The organism is Pseudomonas sp. GW822-FHT07A10 (assembly GCF_058798795.1).
On sequence record NZ_JBXAKV010000020.1, the window covers coordinates 1 to 15,616 of the forward strand.

15 protein-coding genes are annotated in these 15,616 nt (G+C 60.8%); 3 read left to right on the forward strand and 12 right to left on the reverse strand.

Annotation, left to right across the window (positions count from 1 at the left end; translation table 11 throughout):
- Positions 1-264: 264 nt before the first annotated feature.
- Genes pepN through AC1RL4_RS26075 form a run of 6 tightly spaced genes read right to left on the reverse strand, consistent with a single transcriptional unit; the run spans position 265 to position 6,779 of the window.
- The gene (gene pepN / locus AC1RL4_RS26050) at positions 265-2,922 is read right to left on the reverse strand and encodes an aminopeptidase N (RefSeq protein WP_019579316.1); all 2,658 of its coding nucleotides are present in this window, start codon (positions 2,920-2,922) and stop codon (positions 265-267) included.
- Between the two features lie 10 nt (positions 2,923-2,932).
- Positions 2,933-3,763 (reverse strand): DUF2797 domain-containing protein, encoded by an 831-nt coding sequence (locus AC1RL4_RS26055; RefSeq protein ID WP_018929611.1) that lies wholly within the window; start codon positions 3,761-3,763, stop codon positions 2,933-2,935.
- Complete coding sequence (locus AC1RL4_RS26060; RefSeq protein ID WP_007906784.1) at positions 3,760-4,020, reverse strand: YeaC family protein; 261 nt, start codon at positions 4,018-4,020, stop codon at positions 3,760-3,762. The genes AC1RL4_RS26055 and AC1RL4_RS26060 overlap by 4 nt, the downstream gene beginning before the upstream one ends.
- A gap of 31 nt (positions 4,021-4,051) precedes the next feature.
- The gene (locus AC1RL4_RS26065) at positions 4,052-4,921 is read right to left on the reverse strand and encodes a rhomboid family intramembrane serine protease (RefSeq protein ID WP_019579319.1); all 870 of its coding nucleotides are present in this window, start codon (positions 4,919-4,921) and stop codon (positions 4,052-4,054) included.
- Positions 4,918-5,892, reverse strand: coding sequence for a metallophosphoesterase (locus AC1RL4_RS26070; RefSeq protein WP_172901237.1), 975 nt, complete (start codon positions 5,890-5,892; stop codon positions 4,918-4,920). The genes AC1RL4_RS26065 and AC1RL4_RS26070 overlap by 4 nt, the downstream gene beginning before the upstream one ends.
- A complete protein-coding gene (locus tag AC1RL4_RS26075; protein ID WP_060540504.1) occupies positions 5,889-6,779 on the reverse strand; it encodes an NAD(+) kinase in 891 nt (296 codons plus the stop codon). Before AC1RL4_RS26075 ends, AC1RL4_RS26070 begins: the two co-directional genes overlap by 4 nt.
- 112 nt (positions 6,780-6,891) lie before the next feature.
- On the opposite strand from AC1RL4_RS26075, the gene AC1RL4_RS26080 reads away from it, so the two are divergent.
- Positions 6,892-7,842, forward strand: a complete 951-nt coding sequence (locus AC1RL4_RS26080; protein ID WP_096480095.1) for a DUF1853 family protein — start codon at positions 6,892-6,894, stop codon at positions 7,840-7,842.
- Between the two features lie 22 nt (positions 7,843-7,864).
- Here AC1RL4_RS26080 and AC1RL4_RS26085 read toward each other — a convergent pair whose 3' ends face one another.
- Both AC1RL4_RS26085 and AC1RL4_RS26090 read right to left on the reverse strand, forming a co-directional pair.
- Positions 7,865-9,148 carry an arsenic transporter gene (locus tag AC1RL4_RS26085; RefSeq protein WP_018929615.1) on the reverse strand — a complete coding sequence of 428 codons (1,284 nt, stop codon included), beginning with the start codon at positions 9,146-9,148 and terminating at the stop codon, positions 7,865-7,867.
- Between the two features lie 144 nt (positions 9,149-9,292).
- On the reverse strand, positions 9,293-9,853 hold the full coding sequence (locus AC1RL4_RS26090; protein WP_018929616.1) for an NADPH-dependent FMN reductase: 561 nt from the start codon (positions 9,851-9,853) through the stop codon (positions 9,293-9,295).
- Positions 9,854-10,037: 184 nt separating this feature from the next.
- Between AC1RL4_RS26090 and AC1RL4_RS26095 the strand changes: the two genes are divergently transcribed.
- Complete coding sequence (locus AC1RL4_RS26095) at positions 10,038-10,274, forward strand: hypothetical protein (RefSeq protein WP_018929617.1); 237 nt, start codon at positions 10,038-10,040, stop codon at positions 10,272-10,274.
- 88 nt (positions 10,275-10,362) lie between these two features.
- On the forward strand, positions 10,363-11,256 hold the full coding sequence (locus AC1RL4_RS26100; RefSeq protein ID WP_019579322.1) for a LysR substrate-binding domain-containing protein: 894 nt from the start codon (positions 10,363-10,365) through the stop codon (positions 11,254-11,256).
- On the opposite strand, the gene AC1RL4_RS26105 is transcribed toward AC1RL4_RS26100, so the two are convergent.
- The 4 genes from AC1RL4_RS26105 to rnhA all read right to left on the reverse strand — a co-directional run bounded on the left by AC1RL4_RS26105 (position 11,222) and on the right by rnhA (position 15,597).
- On the reverse strand, positions 11,222-11,836 hold the full coding sequence (locus AC1RL4_RS26105) for a GNAT family N-acetyltransferase (RefSeq protein WP_028940455.1): 615 nt from the start codon (positions 11,834-11,836) through the stop codon (positions 11,222-11,224). The genes AC1RL4_RS26100 and AC1RL4_RS26105 overlap by 35 nt on opposite strands.
- Before the next feature lie 14 nt (positions 11,837-11,850).
- Positions 11,851-14,106 (reverse strand): Orn/Lys/Arg family decarboxylase, encoded by a 2,256-nt coding sequence (locus AC1RL4_RS26110; protein ID WP_018929620.1) that lies wholly within the window; start codon positions 14,104-14,106, stop codon positions 11,851-11,853.
- 188 nt (positions 14,107-14,294) lie between these two features.
- Positions 14,295-15,053, reverse strand: coding sequence for a DNA polymerase III subunit epsilon (gene dnaQ, locus AC1RL4_RS26115; RefSeq protein WP_019579324.1), 759 nt, complete (start codon positions 15,051-15,053; stop codon positions 14,295-14,297).
- A gap of 91 nt (positions 15,054-15,144) precedes the next feature.
- Positions 15,145-15,597, reverse strand: coding sequence for a ribonuclease HI (gene rnhA / locus AC1RL4_RS26120; RefSeq protein ID WP_003180633.1), 453 nt, complete (start codon positions 15,595-15,597; stop codon positions 15,145-15,147).
- Positions 15,598-15,616: the final 19 nt, after the last annotated feature.

Sequence of the window (15,616 nt, forward strand, 5' to 3'; positions counted from 1 at the left end):
CGTAGGGCGATGCCCCCAGATGGATACCGGAGCGAAGGAACGCCGAGCCTCAGCGAGGGGCCGGACGCTTGGGGCGAGACCTTTTGGGTACTTTTGGGGCGTTTGCCAAAAGTGCCTCGCCGTAAGGGCGAAACCCTAAGTAGCCGTTACCGCAGAAATGGATATGTACTCCATCAAAAATCCCGGTCGGCTATCAGGCCGCCATCGCGAGCAAGCCCGCCCCCACAAGGTCCGAGTGAACACTTGAGAGAGCAGGCAACCAGATCAGGCCAGGCTTTTGCTGACCACTTCGTACACGTCGCTGGACAGCTGCCCCGAAGCGAGAATCCGCTCCAGTTCGCCTTTCATCAACGCCTGACGGGCGCTGTCGTACTTGCGCCAGCGGGTCAGCGGCGCCAGTTGGCGAGAAGCAATCTGCGGGTTAAAGCCGTTGAGCTCAATCACCAGATCCGCCAGGAACCGATACCCGGAACCATCCGCCGCGTGGAAGTTGATCAGGTTCTGTCCGGCAAATGCGCCGACCAGTGCCCGCACCTTGTTCGGGTTCTTGATATTGAACGCAGGGTGCTGCATCAAGGCTTTGACCCGCGCCAGACCGCCGGGCAACGTGCTGCCGGCCTGAACGCTGAACCACTGATCCATGACCAGCGGATTGTCCTTGAAGTGCTCGGCGAAGCTCGCCAGTGCCTTGGCTTTCTGCGCTTCGAACGGCGAATTCACCAACACGGCCAACGCGGTCAGGCGCTCGGTCATGTTGTCACAGCTGTCGAACTGCTCAAGGGTCGCCGCCAATACTTCTGGCTTGTCGCTGAGCATCAGGTAGGACAACGCAATGTTCTGCAGGGCGCGACGGGCGAAGTGTTCGGCTTCGGCCACATACGGAGTCTTCTTCGACAGATCGCGATTGGCCTGATAACGCAGCCATAGTGCTTCGAACAAAGTGTCCGCCAGTTGCTTGCGCGCAAATTCGCGAGCGGTGTGGATGGCTTCGACATCAGCCACTTCGCTGATTTCGGTCAGGTACGCCTCGCTTGGCAGCGAGAGCATTTCAGCGACCATGGCCTGATCCAGCGTCTCGTCGGACAGCACGGTACGCAGCGCTGCAACCAGACGCTGATCCAGCACCAGCGCCTCGCCCTTCTGCTGCTGGGCGATCAACTCTTGCAGCACCTGCACCGACAACTGCTGGCCGGCATCCCAACGGTTGAAACCGTCGCTGTCGTGCTGCATCAGGAACATCAGTTGATCGCGGTCGTACGGGAAGCTCAGTTTCACCGGCGCCGAGAAGCCGCGCAGCAACGACGGCAGCGGTTTTTCAGCAATGTCGACGAAAGTGAAAGTCTGCTCGGCTTCAGTCACCGAGATCACCCGCGAAGTGCCTTGAGCACTGGCTTCACCGGACAGACGCAATGCAATCGCCGCGCCTTTCGAATCAAGCAGACCCAGCTCCACCGGAATCACGAACGGCAGCTTCTCAACCTTGTCCGGGGTTTGCGGGCAGCTCTGGCGGAAGGTCAGGCTGTAGGTTTTCGCTGCGGCATCGTAGGACTCGCTCACCGCCAGGCGCGGTGTGCCGGCCTGGCTGTACCAGCGTTTGAACTGGGTCAGGTCGACGCCATTGGCATCTTCCATGGCCTTGATGAAGTCATCGCAGGTCACGGCCTGGCCGTCATGGCGCTCGAAGTACAGGTCGCTGCCTTTGCGGAAACCGTCGGCCCCGAGCAAGGTGTGGATCATGCCGACCACTTCCGAACCCTTTTCGTACACGGTCAGGGTGTAGAAGTTGGAAATCTCGATGAAGCTGTCCGGGCGCACGGCGTGGGCCATGGGGCCGGCGTCTTCGGCGAACTGGTGGGTGCGCAGGTACGCCACGTCCTGGATGCGCTTGACCGTGGCCGAGTTCATGTCGGCCGAGAACTCCGAATCGCGGAACACGGTGAAGCCTTCCTTGAGCGACAGCTGGAACCAGTCGCGGCAGGTCACGCGGTTGCCCGACCAGTTGTGGAAGTATTCGTGGGCGACGATCGCTTCGACCCGCTGGTGTGCGGCGTCGGTAGCGGTTTCGGCGCGGGCCAGCACGGCGCTGGAATTGAAGATGTTGAGGCCCTTGTTTTCCATGGCGCCCATGTTGAAGTCGTTGACCGCAACGATCATGAAGATGTCCAGGTCGTACTCGCGACCGTAGACTTCTTCGTCCCAACGCATGGACTTCTTCAGGCTGTTCATGGCGTGCTGGCACTTGTCGATGTTTTCTGGCTCGACATAAATGCGCAGCGCCACGGAGCGCTCGGTCATGGTGGTGAAGGTGTCTTCGACACACCACAAGTCACCGGCCACCAACGCGAACAGGTAGGCAGGCTTCTTGAATGGGTCTTCCCAGGTCGCCCAGTGGCGGCCGTCTTCACCGGGACCGGAGGCAATCGGGTTGCCGTTGGACAGCAGCACCGGATAGCTGTGCTGCTCGGCGACCACCGTGGTGGTGAACGTGCTCATCACATCCGGGCGGTCGAGGTAATAGGTGATCTTGCGGAAACCTTCGGCCTCGCACTGGGTGCAGAACATGGTGCCGGATTTGTACAGGCCTTCCAGAGCGGTGTTGGTTTCCGGGTGGATCCGGACGCTGGTGTCGACCGTGAAGCTTGTTGCGGTCGGGTGCAGGGTCAGATGGTTCTCGGTCAGTTGGTAGTCGGCGGCGCTCAGCTCCTGGTCGGCCAGGGTCACCGACAACAGCTCGAGTTGCTGGCCGTCGAGCACCAATGGCGGCAGGCCCGGGCCACGCTCAGGGTTGCGGCGCATCACCAGTTGCGCATGGACCAGGCTGTGGTCCTCGAACAACTCGAAGGTCAGGTGCGTCTCGTCGATCAGGTACTCAGGCGCCTGATAGTCCTTCAGGTAGATCATCTTCGGTTGTTCGGTGCGCATGCTGGAGTCCTTACTGATGCACGGCGAGTTGGTAGGCCGTGTATTTACGAATATTGATCACGCCGGTGTCGAAAATCAGGTATTGACCCTTGATCCCCAACAGTGTGCCTTCGGCAATCGGGTTCTTGTCCAGGTTGAAGCTGACGATTTTGGCCGGGTACTGCTCGACCGGATAGCGGATTTCCAGAGGTTCGACATCGGTAATCGTCTGGATTGCTTGTAGGCCGAATCGTTCCTGCAAACTGTGCAAACCTTCGGCGCAGCTTTCAAACAGCTGATCGCGAACCTGCGCCAGGTCCACCGACACCGCATCGCCCTTGAGCAAAGCACGCCAGTTGGTCTTGTCAGCGACCTGACTGCGGAACAGGTCTTCGACGAAGCCCGACTGCTGGCGGGTCGAGACGCGCACGATCGGCAAGGCCTGGCTGGCGCCCTGATCGAGCCAACGGGTCGGCAGTTGGGTGGCGCGGGTAATGCCGACCTTGATCCCCGACGAATTGGCCAAGTAAACCACATGGTCGGTCATGCAGAACTTCTCGCCCCACTCAGGCTCCCGGCAAGTGCCTGCGTCGTAGTGGCAACGCTCCGGGCTCATGATGCAGATGTCGCACTGGGCCAGTTTGGTCATGCACGGGTAGCAGTAACCCTGGCTGAAACTGGTTTTGGTCTTGCGTCCGCAATGGGTGCAGTGGATCGCCCCCAGGTACTCCAGGCGCACCGTGGTGCCGATCAAAGGATTGACCGGTACCTCGGCGTCGCCCAGACGAAAAGCGTACTGCACGTTCGGCCCGTCAAGGCGCGCCGACATTTTGCTGATTGCACCGCGGCCAATCTCGATCAATGGATGGCATCCGACTTGAACAGGATATTCGGCACTTCGATCGACTTCGACGAGCACTCCTGCGGGCCCATGTAGCCGGTGCGCTCTTCCTCGGGCAGGTTCTGGATTTCCCAGGCGATCATCGCTTGCAGGGACAGTTCGCGCTGCTCGGCGGTGAGTTTACCGCCGTCGGACCATTTGCCGATTTCCACCGCCAGTTTCAGGCTCTGGTAGATATCCGGGGTGATGTTTTTGATCATTTCGTTAAAAGAGGACATCAAGGGCTCCGCGCTCTTTATTCATAACTGTTTAGACGGCCAGTTTACGGCGGTTGTACAAACCGCCCAACAAACCGGTGAAGCATCCGATGAGTAACCCGCCGACGTGGGCCGCGTTGGCAATCTCGCCGAAGCCGATCATCGAGACCAGCCCCGACAGGCACAGCAACAGCCACACCAGCATCATCACCAACACCCCTCGGGGCAGGCGATAAGCCGGGTTCGGCGACAACAGCTGGAAGATCCAGCAATGCCCGAGCAGGCCGTACAGCACCCCGGACAACCCGCCAAACAGGGTCGGGCCGCTGAAAAGGAACTGGGCATAGTTGGATACCAGGCTGAACAGCAACGTCAGGCCGATCAGGTTGATGCTGCCCTGCCGCGACTCGATGCGCCGCCCCAGTTCCCAATACCACATGCCGTTCATGGCCAGGTGCAGGATGCCGAAATGGATCAGCATCGGCGTCACCAGACGCCACCACTGCCCCGCCGCCAGGCTATCGGCCAGTGGCGTGAAATGGATGTATTCGCCGACCACGCGGAAATCGAGGAAGGTCAGCCAGCGCATCGTCTCGAGGTTTTCGCCCAGCAACGTCACCACGCCGACGATCAGGCTCAGCAACAGCACGAACGCCGTGGCCTTGCTGTGTCGCAACTGCTCGACAAAACCCGGACGTTGCAGGGTCGGCGCCACCGGGATATCCAGTTGCTGATCGGGGTCGCCGGCCGGAAAGCGTTCGTACAACGAGCGCACGTCTTCGCTGATGCTGGCCGGTACCCACAGTACCTGCTCACCCGCCTCTTCGCTGACCCGATGGGGCACTTGCATGCGCTGCAGCAGTTTGACGAACCCGCTCAAATCTACCGCCAGTGGTAGACGCAATACCGCCACCGCCGTCATTGCAACACCTCCGGCCGCTCGACGTCGACCCAGACAAATTTATGCGGGTCGAGACGGGTTTCCTGATCCAGACGATAAGCGACCAGTTTGCCGTAGAGCACCGCGCTGTAATCCAGGCACGCCAGGTTCGGGCGGATCGGCGCCGGTTTGCCGCTGCGCCAGTAGTGGCCGACGAACAGCATTGGCTCATCGATGCCGTAGCGCAGCAAGTTGTCTTTTTCGCTGGACGACAGCGGCGTGCGGGCCACCGGCTCGGGCAAGGCGTCGGGCTGGAACACGATGTCTCCGTAGGTTTGCGGGTCGTCTTCCCAGAATTTAGTGCGGAAGAACGAGCGCGTCAGGCCGTCGCCGCTGGTCATGGTCAAGCCGTGGGGCAAGCGCATGTCGGTGCCGCGCAGCAGACGATCGAACACGGTGCAGGCGAAACTGCCCGGCACCGCGGAGGCCTGGAGGAAGTGTTCGTCGATGCAACCGTCGGGGAACAACCCGCGCAACGGCTCGATCAGGCTGGCATCCCAACAGGCGTGCACCACGCGGAAACGCTCGGCATCGACGAACAATGGCAGCTTGTAGAACCATTGCAGGAAGTCGTGCCAATCCTGGGGGTGATCTTCGAACTGGGTCAGGGTTTCCTGAAGCAGTCGGGCGTGGCGCGGGGTGTGCTCGCGCACGAACTGTTTGCCGCTGCCCGGCAGCGCCGGCGTGCTCCAGCCGAGGGCGTTGAATTCATGGTTGCCCATGATGCACAGCGCCTGGCCGGCCTCGACCATGTCGTGGACGATGTGCAGCGCCTCGCGAATCCGCGGGCCGCGGTCGATGATGTCGCCGAGGAACACCGCCATGCGCGACGGATGCCGCCAGACACCTGCCTGTTTGTGGTAACCGAGCCGGTCGAGCAAGTGCTCAAGGGTCAGAGCGCAACCGTGCACGTCACCGATCAGGTCGTAGCTACGCGCGGGATCGAGCATCAGTCGCCTCCACCACCCAACTTGCTGCCCCAGCCGAGCTTGGTCCGGCAGACTTCGTAGTAGTTGTGGTCGAGTGGGTGAATCAGCCGCAGCTTCTGCGCTTTCTTGCTGATGGTGATGGTGTCACCGGGCGCGCAGGTGAAGTGGTTCTGCCCGTCACAGGAGACTTGCGGGTAAATCTGCATATCTTTGGACACGACGATTTTCAGCTCACTGTTGCCATCGACCACAATCGGCCTACCCGACAAGGTATGGGGGTACATCGGCACAATCACAATAGCGTCGAGCTTGGGATGCATGATCGGGCCGCCCGCAGACATCGCGTAGGCGGTCGAACCGGTCGGCGTGGCAACGATCAGGCCGTCGGCCTTCTGGCTGCAAACGAACTGGCCGTCGATGTACAGCTCGAACTCGATCATCCGCGTCGACTTGCCGGGGTGCAGCACTACATCGTTCAGCGCATCGCCCTGGCCGATGGCCTCGGCGTGGCGCCGGACTTCGGCTTGCAACAGGAAACGGTTTTCCACCAGGTAATGGCCGTCGAGCACTTCGGCGACTTTGACTTCCAGCTCATCGGGGCGAATATCGGTGAGGAATCCCAGGCTGCCACGGTTGATGCCGAGCACCGGGATGTTGTGCCGGGCCAGCGCCCGGGCAGCGCCCAGCAGGCTGCCGTCACCACCGACCACAATCACCATGTCACAGACTTCACCGAGCATCTTGCGCGACGAAGTTTGCAGGCCATGGCCTGGCAGGACTTCGGCGATGGTGTCTTCGAGGATCACGTGCAGGTGACGATCGAGCAGAAACCGTTTCAGTCGGCGGACGGTATCCAGCACCTGAGAACTGCCCAGGCGACCGATGATGCCGATATTACGAAATTGCTCCATGAGGCCCCTAACGCGTGTGGCGGCGAAAAACACGATTATGGGCGAAAGCGCGGCGTAGACAAAACCCTTTCAGCTACAACGGTGTGCTCTAGTTTCGGGCTATGCTCGCAAGATGATCCTATTTCCAGACTTGCTCCAGTTACCTCACCAGTTGCGCCACCCTGAAGTGCGCGACCTGGCTTGGGTCATCCTCGCGCCGCCGATGCTCGACGCCACCCCGTGGCCGCAGCGTCACCCCCTGGCCGGCAGTGATTGGGTGCAGGCGCCGGAGCGCCTGGAACACTGGCTCAGGCAACTGGATCGTGACAGTTACGATTTGCTGCACTGGCTGGCCCAGGCCAGGACCCGGCGCCTGGGTTTGTACTACGAACGGCTGTGGCAGTACGCCGTGCGGCACGCGCCGGGGATCGAGCTGATCGCCGCCAACATGCCGATCCGCCGTGAAGGCCACACCTTGGGTGAACTGGACATGCTGCTGCGCGATCGCGATGGCGTGCATCATCTGGAACTGGCGATCAAGCTCTACCTCGGCCCGCAGAACGGTGACGGCCATGACGCCGCGCAGTGGCTCGGACCGGGTTGTCATGATCGGCTGGACCGCAAACTGGAACACCTGAGCCGGCATCAATTACCGATTTCCGCGCGGGCGGAGAGCCGTGAGGTGCTGGCGTCGCTGGATATCCAGCAGTTCAGCGCGCATCTATGGCTGGGCGGTTATCTGCTCTATCCGTGGCCAGGGCAGGCCGAACCACCGAGTGGCGCACACCCTCAGCATCTGCGCGGTAGCTGGCTGCACCAGAAGGACTGGGCGGAGTTTGTCGTGCAGCGTCCGTTCGGTCGCTGGCAACCTCTGCCCCGCCACGCCTGGCTGGCGCCGGCGCACTATCCCAAGGAGCAGACCTGGAGCGCTGAACAGCTGGACACGTGGCTGAGCGATCTGGACCCGCTGGCACCCGCCCAATTGATGGTGCGGCTGACAGAGAATGCCAAAGGGGATTGGGAAGAGGCCGAGCGGCTGTTTCTGGTGTCCGATCTTTGGCCGAATGTGCCGGGCAGTGGTTGAGCGCTTGCAGTGTCCGCCCGGTCTAAATGGATAACCGCAACGCCAAGGCCGCCAACGTCACCAACAACACCGGCACCGTCAGCACAACCCCGACCTTGAAGTAGTAGCCCCAGCCAATCCGGATATTCTTGCGCTGCAGCACATGCAGCCACAGCAAGGTCGCCAGACTGCCGATCGGGGTGATTTTCGGCCCCAGGTCGCTGCCGATGACGTTGGCGTAGATCATCGCCTCTTTCGCCACGCCGGTCGCCTGACTGGCATCGATCGAGAGCAAGCCGATCAGCACGGTCGGCAGATTGTTCATCACCGATGACAGCAACGCCGTCAGCACCCCGGTGCCCATGGCCGCGCCCCACACGCCGTAACCGGCAAAACCGTCCAGCCAACCAGCCAGGTACCCGGTGAGCCCGGCGTTGCGCAGGCCATACACCACCAGGTACATGCCTAAGGAAAAAATCACGATCTGCCACGGCGCTTCTTTCATGACTTTGCGCGTGGAAATCTTGTGGCCACGGGCGGCAATGGCCAGCAGTAACGCGGCGCACACCGCGGAAATCGCGCTGATCGGAATGCCCAGCGGCTCGAGGGCAAAGCAGCCGAGCAGCAGAATCACCAGCACGACCCAACCGGCATAAAACGTCGCGGTGTCGTGAATCGCGGTGGCCGGGTCTGCCAATTGCTCGGGATGGTAATCACGGGGGATGTCGCGACGGAAAAACACCATCAACATCGCCAGGGTCGCCGCCACGCTTACCAGATTGACCGGAATCATCACCGCAGCGTAGCGGTTGAAACTGATCTTGAAGAAGTCCGCGGAAACGATGTTCACCAGGTTCGACACCACCAGCGGCAGGCTCGCGGTGTCGGCGATGAAACCGGCGCCCATCACGAACGCCAGTGTCGCCGCCGGGGAAAAACGCAGCGCCAGCAGCATGGAAATCACGATCGGCGTGAGAATCAGCGCCGCGCCGTCATTGGCGAACAACGCCGACACCAGTGCGCCGAGCAGCACCATATAAGCAAAAAGCTTGCGCCCGCTGCCCCGCCCCCAACGAGCCACATGCAACGCGGCCCAGGCAAAGAACCCCGCCTCATCCAGCAGCAGGCTGATGATAATCAGCGCAACGAAGGTGCCGGTGGCATTCCAGATGATCTGCCATACCAGCGGAATATCGCTCAGGTGCACCACCCCGGACAGCAGCGCCAGTACCGCGCCGAATACTGCACTCCAGCCGACGCCCAGGCCTTTGGGTTGCCAGATCACCAGGGTGATGGTCAGCAAAAAAATCAACGATGCGATGAGCATATAAACCCGGTTCCAGCCCGACGGAAAAACGAAGCGCGGAATATAGGGAGGTTTGAATAGGCCGTAAAGTGAAGGTGGGATGAAATGCCTGATGTAGCAGCTGCCGAGCCTGCGAGGCAGCCGCTACGAGCTAAAAGGAAGCGGTCATGGCTTTTTATGCTGCTCGACCCACTGCGCATACGCATTGATGAATTTCTGCAGGAACGGCTTGAGCGACTCCGACAACTTGCCCGCCTCGTCGAACGCTGAACCCGCGCCGCCCAGATAAGCTTCCGGCTGCTGCATGCACGGTACATTGAGAAACACCATCGACTGGCGCACATTGTGGTTGGCGCCAAATCCGCCGACGGCGCCCGGTGAAGCGCTGATCACCGCACCCGGCTTGCCGTCCCAGACACTCTGGCCATAGGGACGCGAACCGACGTCAATCGCATTCTTCAACGGCGCCGGCACCGAACGGTTGTATTCCGGGGTCACGAACAGCACCGCGTCGGATGAACGCACCTGTTGTCGGAAAGTGCTGTAGGCTGCCGGCGGTGAATCGCCATCGATGTCTTCGTTGTACAGCGGCAAATCGCCGATTTCGACGATCGTCAGCTTCAGATTGGCAGGCGCCAGCTCGGCCAGCGCCAGCGCGACCTTGCGGTTGATCGATGCTTTTCTCAGGCTGCCGACCAGAACGGCGATCTCGTAGACGTTGCTCATGGAAGATACTCGACTGTTCGATGGAAAGAGCTTCTAGTTATAGATGATCAAATGACGATTCAACCAGCGGGCGACGGAAAATCGCCGCCCCTGACTATTTTTTTCCTGTAGGAAAACTTACCTCGCCCAACCACGGTCTACAGAACCGCAAATTGAGTGATTTATCTCCAGAGGTTCTAAGCAGATGGCAGCAGTACTCGTCGGTCAGTTCCATGCAAGAGACGCGGAAGGCCGTGTTTATTCCGTGCATGAGTTCCAGGAATCCACCCTGTCGCACGACGGCCTCGCCGGCTCTGCGCCTGTCACCACCTATAAACTGGCCATTGGCGATCGGGTCAACAAACTCGACGACAACGCGTTTGTGCTGGTGCAAACCGGTGTCACCCTCATTCGCGAACCTGAAACGAACGTCGCTTCATAACCCGCTGTTATGAGCAGAAGTCATATGCGCGCACTTGAGTTAGGATTCAGTCACTGACTCCCTCACCTGCTGAACATGGACTTCACGCATGCGTTTACGTCATATCGAAGTGATCCAGGCGCTCCTGCAGACCGGTCACCTGGGCACCGCCGCCGAATGGTTGCAGTTGCCCGTGACCGAGGTTGAACGCACGCTGCGCGATGCCGAGGATCAGTTGGGTTTCATGCTGTTTGCCAGCGTGCGTGGCCGTCTGCAAGCCACGCGCGAGGCGCGGGAGTTGCAGGTCGAGATCGCCCGCGTCTACGAGGCCCTTGAGCCGGTCCAGCGACTGGCCAGCAGCCTCAAGCAATATCTGGCCCCGCCCCTGCGAATCATCTGCACCCCGCCGCTGGCGCAACAACTGTTGCCGCAGAGCATCGCGGCGCTGCGCCGACGCCTCCCCGATGCACCTTGCACCCTCCTGAGCCAACCGACCCGCGAGATTGTCAGAAGCCTGCTGCTGCGCGAAAGCGATCTGGGCCTGAGCCTGCACGACCCGGACCACGCCGATATCGATTGCCAGGTCATCGCCCAGGGCAAGCTCCAGCTATTGGCACCCCATGGCTGGCTGCAACCGAAACAAAAGTACATCTCGCTGCAAGACCTGGCCGGCCAGTCAATGGTTGGCCTGGAAGGTCACGACCCGCTCAGCCCGGCGCTGGACAACAAGCTGCATGCGCTGCGCCCTGCCCCGGTCATCCAGACCCGGGTGCAGACGCATCAAATGATGCGCAGCATGGTCGAGGCCGGTGAAGGCCTGGCGATTGTCGATCCGTTTACCGCCCTCGGCGCCAAATCGGCCGGGCTCGATGCCTGCCCGCTGGCGCCTGCGGTGCCGGTCAGCGTCTATGCCTTGCGCCTGAAAAACGCCGAGCCCTCTCCAGCGGTTCAGACGCTGCTGGACATCATCACGGAACAAGCCGTGGCGATGCTGGCGAGCTGATCGGTTTTTCCAGCGGGTTATCGAACAATCGATACCAGAACAATGCGACTTCGGCGGTGTTCGGGTCGATCCCGCGATAGCGCAGATGATCGATCCCGCCAACCACGTAGCCACAGCGTTCATACAGCCGGCAGGCCCCAAGATTATTGTTCTGGGTTTCCAGCATGATGCCCGGCAGCTTTTTCTTGCGGCTCCAGAACTGCGCTACGTCCAGCAACGCCTTGGCCACGCCATGGCGACGCGCCGGTGCATGCACCGCCAATTCATCGATATGGGCGAAACCGTTCCAGTTGGTGCTGACCACCAGGTGGCCCACCGGCTCATCATCCAGATAAGCCATGAAAATCGCACTGTCGGCGGCATCGCGAAAACTGCTGAACTCTTCGGGATCGATGCCGTAGCACTTGCGATACGGGGTGATTGGCGTCACCGGCCACTGCGCCACCGGCCTGCCGATTTCTGCTGCGCCATAGGCGGCGACTTCAAAACTGAAATCACTGCCCCAGATATAAGCCGCAAAACCCTCATCGGCGACACGCACCGAGAGGCCCGGGTATTTGGGATTCATGACAGGCTGCATACTCGCAAAGGTCCTCATTCCTTGATGCAATCGACGGTGTAGTGCCGTCCATTGCCCTCGTCTTCATGTTGCAAGCCATGCACATCGGCGACAAACCCGGGGAAGCTGCTGTCGAACGCCCGGGCAAACTTCAGGTAATCGATGATCGAGCGGGTCGACTCGGTGAAACGCTCACCGGGCATGATCAACGGGATCCCTGGCGGGTATGGCACCAGCATCACTGCCGCGATCCGCCCGTCCAGGGCATCGATCGAAACGGCCTCCACTTCCCCGCGTACCAATTGATCATAGGCGTCCGCTGGCTTCATCGCGACTTCCGGCAACACCGTGTACATGCGTTTGAGGTGTTTAGCCGTGGCGTTGCTGCGATAACAGGCGTGCAATTGATCGCACAGATCGCGCAACCCCATGCCTTGATATCGGGCCATGTTCTGTTGCGCCACGCACGGCAGGCAGGTGGCCAGGCTGACGTTGGCGTCGTAACTGCGCTTGAACTCCAGCAATTCGGTCAGCAGCGTGCTCCATTTGCCCTTGGTAATGCCCATCGAGAACAGCACCAGGAATGAATACAGCCCGGTCTTTTCCACGACCAGCCCACGCTCCCAGAGGAACTTGCTGACTACCGCCGCCGGAATCCCGCGCGCACTCAGCGCGCCGCCCGCCGTCAGCCCCGGCATCACCAGCGTGACCTTGATTGGGTCGAGCAGCACATAGTCGTCGGTCACGCCGCCAAAGCCGTGCCAATCGGCGTCGGGTTGCAGCAGCCAGTCTTCGGCGGCCACTTGCTCGATGGCTTCGACCGAGGGCGGCTGCCAGATGGAAAACCACCAGTCATCGGCGGCGATATGCTGGCGCAGATTGGCCAGCGCCCGGCGAAAACTCAGCGCTTCGTCGAACATTTCCTGTAGCAGCGAACGACCGGCCGGCCCTTCCATCATCGCCGAGGCCACGTCCAGCGAGGCGATGATGCTGTACTGCGGCGAGGTCGAGATGTGCATCATGAACGCTTCGTTGAAACGATCGCGATCCAGCTGCCGTGCACCGCCGTCCTGAACGTGAATCATCGACGCCTGGCTGAACGCCGCCAGCAGTTTGTGTGTGGAGTGAGTGGTGAACACCAAGGGGCTGTCTTCGCTGCGGGACGTGCCCATGCCATAACGGCCGGCGAAGAACTCGTGGAATGCCGCGTAGGCGAACCAGGCCTCGTCGAAATGCAGCACCTCGACGCTGTTGCCCAGGCTCTGTTTGATCAGTTCGGCGTTGTAACAGAGGCCGTCATAAGTCGAGTTGGTCACCACCGCCAACTTGACCTTGGGCTCGCGGCCCTGGGTCAGCGGGCTCGCGTCGATCTTGGCCTGGATTGATTCGCGGCTGAACTCACTCAACGGAATCGGGCCAATGATCCCCAGCTCATTGCGCTCCGGGCACAGGTACAGCGGAATCGCGCCGGTCATGATGATCGCGTGTAACACCGATTTGTGGCAGTTGCGATCCACCAGCACCAGATCATCGCGTGCCACCATGGAATGCCAGACGATCTTGTTGGCTGTCGAGGTGCCATTGATCACGAAAAAGGTGTGATCGGCACCGAAGTTGCGAGCCGCTCGCGCTTCCGCCTCAGCCAGCGGGCCAGTGTGATCGAGCAGCGAACCGAGTTCCGGCACCGACACCGATAAGTCCGAACGCAGGGTGTTTTCCCCGAAAAACTGGTGAAACGCCTGCCCCACCGGGCTTTTGTGATACGCCACACCGCCGCCGTGCCCCGGCGTGTGCCAGGAATAATTGGAGTCGGCGGTGTGCTGCACCAGCGCCTTGAAGAACGGCGGCAACAGGCCGTCCAGGTACTTGCGCGCCGCACGGGCAACCTGACGGGCAAGGAATGGCACGGTGTCTTCGAACAAATAGAGAATGCCGCGCAGCTGATTGAGCTCGGCCATGGCGTCAGCCGGGGCGTTTTCCAGGGTGACCTGTTCACCCAGGGCGAAGATCGGCAGGTCCGGCGCCCGAACCCGCGCCAGGCGGATCAGTTCGGCCATGTTGTGCAGAAGATGCGCGTGGGTGCTGGCGTCTTCAGCGGCAATCAACATGCAGGCAAGGCCGTGATGGGTCGAGGCGACCAGACGCCCCTCGGTGTAATCGACCGCTGAAACGATACTGAAACCTTCCTGCTCCAGCTCCCGGGCAATGCCACGCACACGATCACCGGCAACGGTGTCGGCCTTGATGTCGCGGTGGACGATCAGGACCGGGAATTTCAAATCTTTATACATGAGGCTCGGCGTCCTGAAGCGGCAGATCGTGGCCTGCCAATCACCTCAGGGTAGAGGGTTGGAGCGCATGTGGCGAGGGGGATGCCCCGTGGCGGGTCGGCTGACGCACTCTTTTGTGGCAAGGGCAGCGGTTCGGACACTCCACCCGTAGCAGCTGCCGAAGGCTGCTACAGGGAACGCGCGATGAATTACGCCTGAGCCTTGGCCTCGGCCAATTGCTGCCACAGCGACGGCGCGCCGGCGGATTTGGCAATGGCTTCCAGGCGCGCAACGTGCTGAGCCAGATCCTCTTCACTGGCGCGGATGATCCGGGTCGGCTGACGATCGGCCGGCAGACGACGGATTTCCGTGGCGGAATTATCGGCACCTTCGCCCGAACCGTTGCCATCGGACGCGTTACCGGCCAGCGACAGGCTGGTCTGGCCGCCGGTCATGGTCAGGTAAACGTCGGCGAGAATCTCGGAGTCGAGCAAGGCGCCGTGCAGTTCACGGCCGGAGTTGTCGACGCCATAGCGTTTGCACAAGGCGTCGAGGCTGTTGCGCTGCCCCGGGTGACGTTCCCGGGCCATTATCAGGGTGTCGAGGATCGTGCAGTGCTGTGTGATGTCCGCGCGATCGTGCTGGCCCATCAAGGCAAATTCGTTGTTGATGAAGCCAACGTCGAACGCCGCGTTATGGATGATCAGCTGTGCGCCCTTGATGAACTCGAAAAATTCATCGGCCACTTCAGTGAAACGCGGCTTGCCCACCAGAAATTCGTTAGTGATGCCGTGGACGCCAATGGCGCCTTCATCACTCTCGCGATCCGGTTGCAGGTAAACGTGAAAATGCCGGCCGGTCAGGCGCCGACCGAGCAACTCGACACAACCGATTTCGATAATCCGGTGGCCGTCGGTCACCGGCATGCCGGTGGTTTCGGTATCGAGTACAACGGATCTGGTGGCCATCAGTGCTCAGCTCTCAACGGGTCAATCGTGCAAAAGCGGCGATGTTAACACGCTCGCGTGGGTCTTTCAGATAGACCGCGTTACGCCGGAATCAAGCCTGCTTGTACCCGCGCACTTCATCCACGCCACGGTTGGCCAGTTGGTCGGCCCGTTCGTTGCCATGATGGCCGATGTGCCCGCGCACCCATTTCCAGGTGACGTTGTGGCGGTTGACCTGCTCGTCGAGCAGTTTCCACAGGTCGGCGTTTTTCACTGGTTCCTTCGCGGCGGTTTTCCAGCCGCGTTTCTTCCAGTTGGCCATCCACTCGTTGATGCCTTTCATCACGTACTGGGAGTCGGTCACCAGCAGCACGTCGCAAGAACGCTTGAGCTCTTCCAGGCCACGGATCGCCCCCATCAGCTCCATGCGGTTGTTGGTGGTGTTGGCTTCGCCGCCCCAGAGTTCTTTTTCGACGCCCTTGCACACCAGCAACGCGCCCCAGCCGCCTGGGCCAGGATTGCCCTTGCAGGCGCCATCGGTGAAGAGTTCTACGCTATCGCTCATGCCAATCTATCCAGAAAAT

What these genes read in the sequence shown, in the direction of transcription:
- AC1RL4_RS26100 (WP_019579322.1), top strand. Translation starts at nt 10,363, where the DNA reads ATGCGTTTACGTCATATCGAAGTGATCCAGGCGCTCCTGCAGACCGGT.
- AC1RL4_RS26110 (WP_018929620.1), bottom strand. Translation starts at nt 14,106, where the DNA reads ATGTATAAAGATTTGAAATTCCCGGTCCTGATCGTCCACCGCGACATC.
- AC1RL4_RS26065 (WP_019579319.1), bottom strand. Translation starts at nt 4,921, where the DNA reads ATGACGGCGGTGGCGGTATTGCGTCTACCACTGGCGGTAGATTTGAGC.
- pepN (WP_019579316.1), bottom strand. Translation starts at nt 2,922, where the DNA reads ATGCGCACCGAACAACCGAAGATGATCTACCTGAAGGACTATCAGGCG.
- AC1RL4_RS26060 (WP_007906784.1), bottom strand. Translation starts at nt 4,020, where the DNA reads ATGTCCTCTTTTAACGAAATGATCAAAAACATCACCCCGGATATCTAC.
- AC1RL4_RS26095 (WP_018929617.1), top strand. Translation starts at nt 10,038, where the DNA reads ATGGCAGCAGTACTCGTCGGTCAGTTCCATGCAAGAGACGCGGAAGGC.
- dnaQ (WP_019579324.1), bottom strand. Translation starts at nt 15,053, where the DNA reads ATGGCCACCAGATCCGTTGTACTCGATACCGAAACCACCGGCATGCCG.
- AC1RL4_RS26105 (WP_028940455.1), bottom strand. Translation starts at nt 11,836, where the DNA reads ATGCAGCCTGTCATGAATCCCAAATACCCGGGCCTCTCGGTGCGTGTC.
- AC1RL4_RS26080 (WP_096480095.1), top strand. Translation starts at nt 6,892, where the DNA reads ATGATCCTATTTCCAGACTTGCTCCAGTTACCTCACCAGTTGCGCCAC.
- AC1RL4_RS26090 (WP_018929616.1), bottom strand. Translation starts at nt 9,853, where the DNA reads ATGAGCAACGTCTACGAGATCGCCGTTCTGGTCGGCAGCCTGAGAAAA.
- AC1RL4_RS26075 (WP_060540504.1), bottom strand. Translation starts at nt 6,779, where the DNA reads ATGGAGCAATTTCGTAATATCGGCATCATCGGTCGCCTGGGCAGTTCT.
- AC1RL4_RS26085 (WP_018929615.1), bottom strand. Translation starts at nt 9,148, where the DNA reads ATGCTCATCGCATCGTTGATTTTTTTGCTGACCATCACCCTGGTGATC.
- rnhA (WP_003180633.1), bottom strand. Translation starts at nt 15,597, where the DNA reads ATGAGCGATAGCGTAGAACTCTTCACCGATGGCGCCTGCAAGGGCAAT.